Below are 703 nucleotides of genomic sequence, written 5' to 3' on the forward strand. Positions count from 1 at the left end.
CTTTTAAGTAAAGGGGGGTTGTTGGCGTTAATGCCTCTTGTATTTAATGAACAGAAACTTTACAGCTTTATAGGATTTTCACAGCAAAGTATTCAGACGTTGATGATGCTAGATGCATTACCTGAAGAAAAACGCAAAGAGATTTTGTCAAAGTATGGGATTCATGAACAGGAAAGTGTTGTAGTACCTTCACAGGAACCACAGGAGGTAAAAAAAGCCGTATAACAACCATGAACCAGCTAAAACATACTTCACCTCACATAATCACACATGTAACATACCTAAACGGCATAAGCTGATTTGTGATATGAGTCATTTGGTGACAGCTTGGTTGTTATCGGTTTTGAACGTTTTTTGAAGCTGTTATTGAAATGATTTGCAGTGTTTTTGTTTTTCGTATTTTCAATGAAACAAAAGCAATTTTTTACTATCTTTCGCGTTTCATTGATTAACGACTAAAATTTGCACTACAGGCTTGCAAGCCCCACCAAATCTAATCCCATCAGATCCCGAATAATCCAATGTCCTCCCGGTTTTTTTCGTACTTCAAGTGAATCAATACACCCGCATCCATCGGCACAAAGCGGTCGTTGCGCCCCCAGACAATCAGGGTTTGCGCTTTGATTTCCGCCAGACGTGGGCCAAAATCCGGGAACTGTTTCGGATTAGCTTCCAGGCTCTTAACGAAGTTTTCCAGGTGATC

Annotated in this window: 2 protein-coding genes; one reads left to right on the forward strand and one right to left on the reverse strand. The window is 40.3% G+C overall.

The features are described from left to right. Positions 1-225 (forward strand): DNA-binding protein (locus tag AC0L3J_RS37195; RefSeq protein ID WP_473350403.1); only part of this gene is annotated, 225 nt, incomplete at its 5' end. 277 nt (positions 226-502) lie between these two features. On the opposite strand, the gene AC0L3J_RS37200 is transcribed toward AC0L3J_RS37195, so the two are convergent. Further along, positions 503-703, reverse strand: a 201-nt coding sequence (locus AC0L3J_RS37200; protein ID WP_473350404.1) for an alpha/beta fold hydrolase, incomplete at its 5' end; no start/stop codon positions are given.

It is taken from the genome of Bradyrhizobium sp. Kon37 (genome assembly GCF_055807535.1).